This window comes from Devosia alba (assembly GCF_039938915.1).
In the GTDB taxonomy this organism is placed as follows: domain Bacteria; phylum Pseudomonadota; class Alphaproteobacteria; order Rhizobiales; family Devosiaceae; genus Devosia; species Devosia alba.
In genome coordinates this window covers 42432-49387 of sequence record NZ_JBDUUI010000016.1, presented here as the reverse complement: position 1 = coordinate 49387, position 6956 = coordinate 42432, and the positions used below count along the sequence as shown (strand labels likewise).

The following is a 6956-nucleotide window of genomic DNA, read 5'->3' as shown; positions in this document are numbered from 1 at the left end:
CACCTCCGAAGCAGTGCCCGATCATAGCATAATCGGGAGTTTTCACACAGCCTCGACCCCATACCTGCCACTGGTGCGCCGCTTCCTCTGAGCCAATAGCGGCCGCAACAAGCGACCTGATTATCGCTTGCGACTTATCACGATGTTACTGCCTGAAGACCTTCTCCATGGCACTTAGCTGATCGTGAACGGCTAACTTGTCCATGATCGTGGCGCTGGCGACGTTCATGCCAAGATGCCGAATGAAGTGGCAAAGAATGCTGCGGAAGCATTTCAGCTCGCAGGATCGGGCGCCAATGCGGTCTATCCAGAAGCCCTGCGGCAGGCTGAACTTGGTGCCCTGCGCCGAAACGGCGTAGTCGCGCCAGAACTGCCGATAGTCGCCATGGATCTGACCGGGCAGTAGAAGGAAGATTCTGAAGTGTTTCAGGCGGGTGACACCGCGATCGAGGCTATGAAGCGTCTTGATCTGATCAAGCCCCGGATCAAGCGGACTGGCTTTCCGAGCGCTAGAGCTCGGCCGGCCGTTTGGGGGCTCCGCCTGGTCCGCTTTGTGGAGAATTCAACACCCTCGATCGGAGATGTCCGGCCTGCTTCATTGTTCCACTGAGTAGAACATCATTTTATCAATTGACATGCGACACCCGACGAGTCACCTCTTGTGGCAAGGAGGCGCCATGTTTTGCATCACGGAAGATCAGACACGAAACGCGCTTTCCATTCGGTCTGCGGCCGAGATTGTCATGGCGACTTACCGCGGGATCGCGGAGGGGACAGTCACCGCATCGACGCCTTCCCTGCTGCAGATAACGAGCGAACCCTTTCGCCTGGGAGCTAAGGGAGCGGTGCTCAATCATCTCGGCATCGCCGGTGTGAGGCTCATTTCCCGTGCCGCGCCGCGCTTGATGCTGTGGTCGCTGCAGTCCGGTGAGCCGCTTGCATTAATCGACGAAAGCCACGCCTATCGCTTTCGCACCGGTGTCTCAGGTGCAGTCTGCGCCCGTTACCTGCTGCCGACTGGATCAGAGCCGAACGTGGCTATCATCGGCGCCGGACCTATCGCTTTTCAATTGGCGCTGGCCGTCAACGAACTTGTCGAGCCGGCTAGCATGCGGGTCGTGGCGAGCAGTGTGGATTCGGCGGAACGCTTTGCCCGGGAAGCCCAGGAGGCCGGCGTCAACGTCGTGCCCCAGAATTCGGTGGCCGATGCGGTTCGCGATGCCGATCTGGTGATTACCATCACCTCGGCGAATGAAGTGCTGGTCCGGATTGAGGATCTCGCTCCCGGCGCTGTCGTTCTATCGATGGGCGGTGGCCAGGAAGTCGACCACAAGGTCTGGGCCGCATGCAGTCAGCGCTTTGTCGATGATCTCGGCTACGCATTGCATCAGGGAGACGCCGCTGCGTGGATCAAAGCAGGCCTGTTTGACGAACTTAGTTTTGCCGCCAGCTTGACCGGCACGGTCGCTGCGCTGGCGGCTGATCAAGTGACGGCGCATCTGAACGACACCGGCCTGTCCATGGCCATTGTTCAGGGCACCACGGCGCTCGATGTCGCCCTGGGCCACGCCATTTATCTTCAGGTAGAGGGTCAACAATGAACCGGAATGCCGGCACGCCAGAAGACTTCATGACGCGGCTCTGCCACGCCGTTCTCAAACCAGACCTGCTCGTGGAAGACGCAACGCGCCGACTTATCGGCCGAGCCATTGCCGACACGGTCGCTGTGGCGGCAGCGGGTTTCCTGGAGCCCGCGGCGCGCAATGCCCTTGCAGCCTATGAAGGGCAGGGTGCGGTGACCTGGTCCGGTGAACAGTGCGAAAGCCTCGAAGCGGCTGTGCTGATCAACGGGACCGCGTCCCACGCCCTCGATTTCGATGATGTCTATGTCGAGAGCATGACCCATATCAGCACGGTCCTATTGCCAACTGTGTTGCGCGATGGCCGGGACGATCCAGAGACCGTGCTGACCGCTTTTGCCGCAGGGCTAGTCGCCGCCAGGGCCGTGGCCCGCAGGGTTGGGCGGGGTCACTACAATTTGGGCTGGCATGGCACCGGCACTATCGGTGCGCTGGCGGCCGCTGCAGCGGCGGGGCGACTGGAAGGCCTTGATGCCGACCAGATGTCGAACGCCTTTGCCCTTGCCGCCTCCATGTCAGGCGGATTGCAGGCCAATTTCTCAACTCAGGCCAAGCCGGCCCACGCCGGTTTCGCAGCAGTTGCGGGAACGCGGGCAGCGCGCCTTGCCAAGGCTGGAATGACCGGATCTCGCGCCGTGTTCGAAACCCGAGGCTATCCGGATCTCTATGGCGCAGGCGATGGTGATATCGACCCGCCCGACGAAGCGTTTGAAGCGCGTCCTGACCAGATTTCGGTCAAGCTCTTTCCGTGCTGCTATGCCACTCACCGCCTGATTGGACTGGCGCTGGATGCATGTGCCGCGCTCGGCGACAAACTCCTCGACCCCACCCTGAGGTTCGAGTTCAGCGTCCCGGCCGGCAGCATCGCCATTCTCCGTTTCGACAAGCCGGACAACGGTCTCGAGGCGCGCTTCTCCAAGACCTATCCCGCAGCAGTGGCACTCCTTCGGGGCACACCTACCCTCCCCGACTTCTATGACGCGGCACTACATGAGCCCGATATTGTCGCGATGATGGCGCGCATCTCGGTGCAAGAGGATCAGGCACAGCCAAGCCAGGGCGATATCGAGTTCGGCCAGGCGCGTCTGGCGATAACCCGCGCCGATTCTGCGGTGTCGCAGTTTACACGAGCTGCTTTGCCAGGCTCGCCCATCGATCCTCCATCGCCACAGGCGCTGAGGGACAAGATAGGCGGCTGCCTGACTGTTTTCGAAAGTTGGACCGGGCAGCGTTTGCCGATCCTGTCGCGCATGTCCGGACTTGCGACAGAGGCATGGATCCCGGCCTCATACATCTCGTCCGACGAAAAATCTTACGGAGTAAAGTCTTGAGCGTTCAAATGATCGAACTTGTCAAAATGTTGCGCACGCCGCTGGAGCTCAATGCCAAGGCGGGTGACAAGATTCTCATCATCACCGATACGGCCATGGAGCCCGTCTTGTGGGAGGCATTGGCCACGGCAGCCAATACGATGGGCATCGAGTCGACCACCGCGATCATGACGCCAAGGGCGACCCATGCAATCAGCCCGACCAGTGCGATCTGCGCCGCGGCAACAGATCCGGGTACCGACATTGTCATTTACCTGACCAGCACCGCGCTGGCGCATTCGCCGCTGAATGCCGAACTGCTCAATATCGGTAAGCGGCATATCCTGATGGAAGAGCTGACCACCGCCATGCTCAAGCCGGACGGCCCTGCCGGCGCCGACTACAAGGCGATGAATGTGTTGGGCACACGGGTACAGGACATTTTCAGCCAGGGCAAGTCGATCCACGTGACCTGCCCCAACGGCACCGACCTGCGCGCGAGCATCGAAGGGCGTCCGGGCCGGGCGATCGCGGGCACGATCTTCAAGATGCGTGACAATGGCGGCGGGGGTTGCGCCTTTCCCGATGGTGAAACCCATATCTGCCCCGTCGAAGGCACCGGCGAAGGCAAGGTGGTGTTCGACCTGACGGCTCACTCCGTCGGGGCGCTGAGCGAACCCATCGTCCTCACCATCGAAAAGGGCTTCGTGACCAACATCGAAGGCGGAGCCCAGGCCGATGTGTGGAAGCGCATCCTGGACACGCATGGTGACGCGGCCAGCTACAACGCGCCGGCCGAAATTGCACTGGGCCTCAACCCCAATGTCAAACCTACCGGCTCCATGCGCACCGACAAGAAGATGTATGGCACCGCCCATATCGGCATGGGTGACACAGTGACCCTTGGGGGTACATGCCATGCCAAGCTGCGTCTCGAAGGCGTCGTGAGCAAACCTGAAATTGTTGTCGATGGGCTGCCGGTCGCGCGAGGCGGACAAATTCTCGTTTGAGAAAAACGAAGGCGCGTTCACGGCGCCCAACCCCAACTCCAACCAGAACAAACCAGGAGGACTAAGAATGAACAGAGGAGGAACTTCAAAAATGACACGCCTATTCCTGACGATGACGGCCAGCGCATCAGCCATTGTGCTGCTACTGGCCTCGAGCGCCACCGCGCAATCGGTGACGTTGACACTGGCGCACCAATATCCGAGCACTCAGGTGATTGGTGACGCCTACAATTACTGGGCCGAGCGTGTCGAGGAATTGAGCGGCGGCGACATTGCCGTACGCGTCTTCCCCGGCAGCACCCTGATCGCCAGCGACGAGGCTTTCTCGGCCGTTTCGACGGGATCGGTCAGTGCTTCAAACATGATCGGTGGTTTCCAGGTGGGCGATATCCCTCAGGTCGCCGCAGTTGGCATGCCATTCATGTTCGATGACTACGCACACTACCGCCGCGTGGCCGATGCAGGTCTCGCTGACATGGTTGGCGGTTGGTACGAAGAAAAGAACATAAAGCTCCTGGGCTTTTTCCCCAAGGGCAACGATCAGGTGTTTCACAAGTCCAAATTCTTGCTCGAACCTGCAGATTTCGGGGGTGCGCAATTGCGTGGTGTCGGCGGCGTTTCTGACGCTGTGCTCGAGGCACTTGGCGCCAATGTCGTACGGCTCCCCACCACCGACGTGACCGCAGCGTTGCAGCGCGGCGTCGCCGACGGTCTGGTGACAAGCTGCAGCGCCCATATCGGTCGCTCCTGGTACGAGCAGACGCCATACGCTTCCGTCGTCGCAATCAAGAACGACTTCGAGGCTCTCGGCATGAATTTGGGTGTCTGGAACCGGCTGACCGAAGAGCAGAAGGCTCTGGTCATGCAGGCGGGCGACGAAATGGAGGACATGCAGTGGAAGCTGGTTGAGCGCCAGGAAGCGGTCGATTGCGTGGAGCAGTGGAAAGAACTGGGCGTGAATGTCGCGAGCCCCAGCCCCGAACAGCGTCAGGCTCTGCAGGAAAAGGTTCAGCCGGTTTACGACCTGTATCGTGCCGAGCTGCCCGTCATCGACGACGTGCTCAAGCTCGTCGAAGACAACCGCTGATCATACCCACGAGGACGACGGAGGCGAAGATGACTCCAGCTAAACAGTCAGACGATGAAGCCCAACAGGCACCGGCCACCGGCATCGAAAAGCTCGCGGTGGCTGGGGTTCATCTGGCAGCAATAATCCTGCAGGTCGCCGCCGTCGCCCTCGTGGTCAATGCCGTCTACCGCTACACGGTGGGGGGCGGGTTCGGTGTCATCGCCGAAGTCACCCGCTTCGCGCTGCTGGTCGTGGTGTTTCTGGGGCTGGCGGGAACCCATCTCGTCTCGGGCCATGTGCAGGTGGAGATCGCCCTGGCGTCACTGCCGCAGCGGTTTCGGGACATGCTTGAAGGCTACGTCATTCCGGTCATGAGCGGGCTCTATCTGGCCCTCCTGGGATGGGCAGGCTGGGTCGCCACGGTCCAGATGTTCCAGAGCGGCACGACCACCCCGTCACGCCCGGCAATTCTGATGTGGCCCTTCGCAGCGGTGGTTCCGCTCGGATGTGGCCTTCTTATCGTGATCCTGCTTGTCCAGGTGTTTCGCCGGGTGACGCGGCGCCGGGCAAGCGGTGTGAACTGAACCCGGCGCAGGAGAAAAAACATGCAACTTGGCCTGACTGCCGGCTTGGTGACAATTGGACTCGTGGCGCTGCTGCTTGTCGGAATTCCGATTGCTTATGTCCTGGGCATGACCGGTATCTTTGGTCTGTTTTCCGCGACCAATGGCACCGATGCCTGGCTCTCGCTGACATCGGGTGCAGCCATGCATCTGTCGAGCTCGAGCCTGCTCGCCATTCCGCTCTTCATGCTGATGAGCGCCTATATTACCGAAAGCGGCATGGGCCCGCGCCTACTCGACTTTACCGACAAGTGGTTTTCGAAGTTCCCCGGAGCGCTCTACAACGCTGCCATCGCGGCATGTGGGGCATTTTCCACCATGTCCGGATCCAGCGTGGCGACGGCGGGTGCCATTGGCGGCGTGGTCATTCCCGAGTTCAGGCGGCGCGGCCTCAATGTGCGGCGGGGGATGGGCGCGGTGGCTGCGGGGGGAACGCTGGGCGTGCTGATCCCGCCGAGCACTGCATTCATCGTCTATGGTGAATTGACCGAAACGTCGGTTGCGCGCTTGTTCCTGGCCGGTGTGGTGCCGGGCGTGCTGATCCTGACGGTGTTCATCGCTTATACGACCTTCGTGTCGCGGATCGAGGAAAAGAAGGCTCCTCCCACTATCGAGGAGGATGTCACCTGGCTCGATCGCTGGATTTCCCTGCGCCAGATCTGGTCCGCGCTGGTGCTGATGCTGGCGGTGCTGGGCGGCATCTTCTTCGGCGTGGTCACTCCCACCGAGGCAGCGGCCCTGGGCGCACTCGCCGCGATGTTCATCGGGGTCTATGTGCTCAAGGGCCTGTCCTGGGCCGGCGTGCACCGGGCGGCGGTGCGCTCGATCTATTCCATCACCATGATCGGTACCATCCTGCTGGGCGGGTTGATCCTGGGGCGGGCCATCACCTTGCTGGGCATTTCCCAGGACCTGGTGAACCTGATCCAGGGGACCGGCCAGCCGGGCTGGGTGGTCATCATCTGGATCATGCTGCTGCTGTTTTTCCTGGGCATGTTCATGGACGGTGCGGCTATCACGGTCATCACCATCCCCCTGCTGTTCCCGGTTATCTCTTCCTATGGCTACGATCCGGTCTGGTTCGCCATCATCTTTGTCGTCAACACGGAGGTGGGGTTGATCACGCCGCCGGTGGGGATGAACCTGTTCATTGTCAAAGCCATATCCGGCGAGCCAATGACGGAGGTGATCAAAGGTGCACTCCCTTATACGACCCTGCTGATCCTCTCGCTTGTGACGCTGATCCTGGTCCCCCAAATCAGCCTGTGGCTGCCCAATCTGATGATGGGACCTGCTTGACAGCT

At 60.8% G+C, this 6956-nt stretch carries 7 protein-coding genes; all 7 read left to right on the top strand.

The window, feature by feature from the left end; all coding sequences use genetic code 11:
• Nucleotides 1-247 precede the first annotated feature (247 nt).
• The 7 genes from ABFY71_RS17085 to ABFY71_RS17055 all read left to right on the top strand — a co-directional run bounded on the left by ABFY71_RS17085 (nucleotide 248) and on the right by ABFY71_RS17055 (nucleotide 6951).
• Nucleotides 248-406: a hypothetical protein gene (locus tag ABFY71_RS17085; protein WP_305578217.1), complete on the top strand. Its 159-nt coding sequence runs from the start codon at nucleotides 248-250 to the stop codon at nucleotides 404-406.
• Nucleotides 407-677: 271 nt separating this feature from the next.
• On the top strand, nucleotides 678-1601 hold the full coding sequence (locus ABFY71_RS17080) for an NAD(P)-binding domain-containing protein (protein ID WP_347947116.1): 924 nt from the start codon (nucleotides 678-680) through the stop codon (nucleotides 1599-1601).
• Entirely contained in the window at nucleotides 1598-2971 is a 1374-nt protein-coding gene (locus ABFY71_RS17075; RefSeq protein WP_347947115.1) for an MmgE/PrpD family protein, read from the top strand. Before ABFY71_RS17080 ends, ABFY71_RS17075 begins: the two co-directional genes overlap by 4 nt.
• Nucleotides 2972-2979: 8 nt before the next feature.
• The gene (locus ABFY71_RS17070) at nucleotides 2980-3960 is read left to right on the top strand and encodes an aminopeptidase (RefSeq protein WP_347947114.1); all 981 of its coding nucleotides are present in this window, start codon (nucleotides 2980-2982) and stop codon (nucleotides 3958-3960) included.
• A 91-nt stretch (nucleotides 3961-4051) separates the two neighbouring features.
• The gene (locus ABFY71_RS17065) at nucleotides 4052-5047 is read left to right on the top strand and encodes a TRAP transporter substrate-binding protein (RefSeq protein ID WP_347947113.1); all 996 of its coding nucleotides are present in this window, start codon (nucleotides 4052-4054) and stop codon (nucleotides 5045-5047) included.
• Nucleotides 5048-5076: 29 nt separating this feature from the next.
• Nucleotides 5077-5613: a TRAP transporter small permease gene (locus ABFY71_RS17060; protein ID WP_347947112.1), complete on the top strand. Its 537-nt coding sequence runs from the start codon at nucleotides 5077-5079 to the stop codon at nucleotides 5611-5613.
• 21 nt (nucleotides 5614-5634) lie between these two features.
• Nucleotides 5635-6951: a TRAP transporter large permease gene (locus ABFY71_RS17055; protein WP_305578228.1), complete on the top strand. Its 1317-nt coding sequence runs from the start codon at nucleotides 5635-5637 to the stop codon at nucleotides 6949-6951.
• The last annotated feature ends 5 nt before the right edge of the window (nucleotides 6952-6956 follow it).

What these genes read in the sequence shown, in the direction of transcription:
- ABFY71_RS17080 (WP_347947116.1), top strand. Translation starts at nt 678, where the DNA reads ATGTTTTGCATCACGGAAGATCAGACACGAAACGCGCTTTCCATTCGG.
- ABFY71_RS17075 (WP_347947115.1), top strand. Translation starts at nt 1,598, where the DNA reads ATGAACCGGAATGCCGGCACGCCAGAAGACTTCATGACGCGGCTCTGC.
- ABFY71_RS17070 (WP_347947114.1), top strand. Translation starts at nt 2,980, where the DNA reads ATGATCGAACTTGTCAAAATGTTGCGCACGCCGCTGGAGCTCAATGCC.
- ABFY71_RS17065 (WP_347947113.1), top strand. Translation starts at nt 4,052, where the DNA reads ATGACACGCCTATTCCTGACGATGACGGCCAGCGCATCAGCCATTGTG.
- ABFY71_RS17060 (WP_347947112.1), top strand. Translation starts at nt 5,077, where the DNA reads ATGACTCCAGCTAAACAGTCAGACGATGAAGCCCAACAGGCACCGGCC.
- ABFY71_RS17055 (WP_305578228.1), top strand. Translation starts at nt 5,635, where the DNA reads ATGCAACTTGGCCTGACTGCCGGCTTGGTGACAATTGGACTCGTGGCG.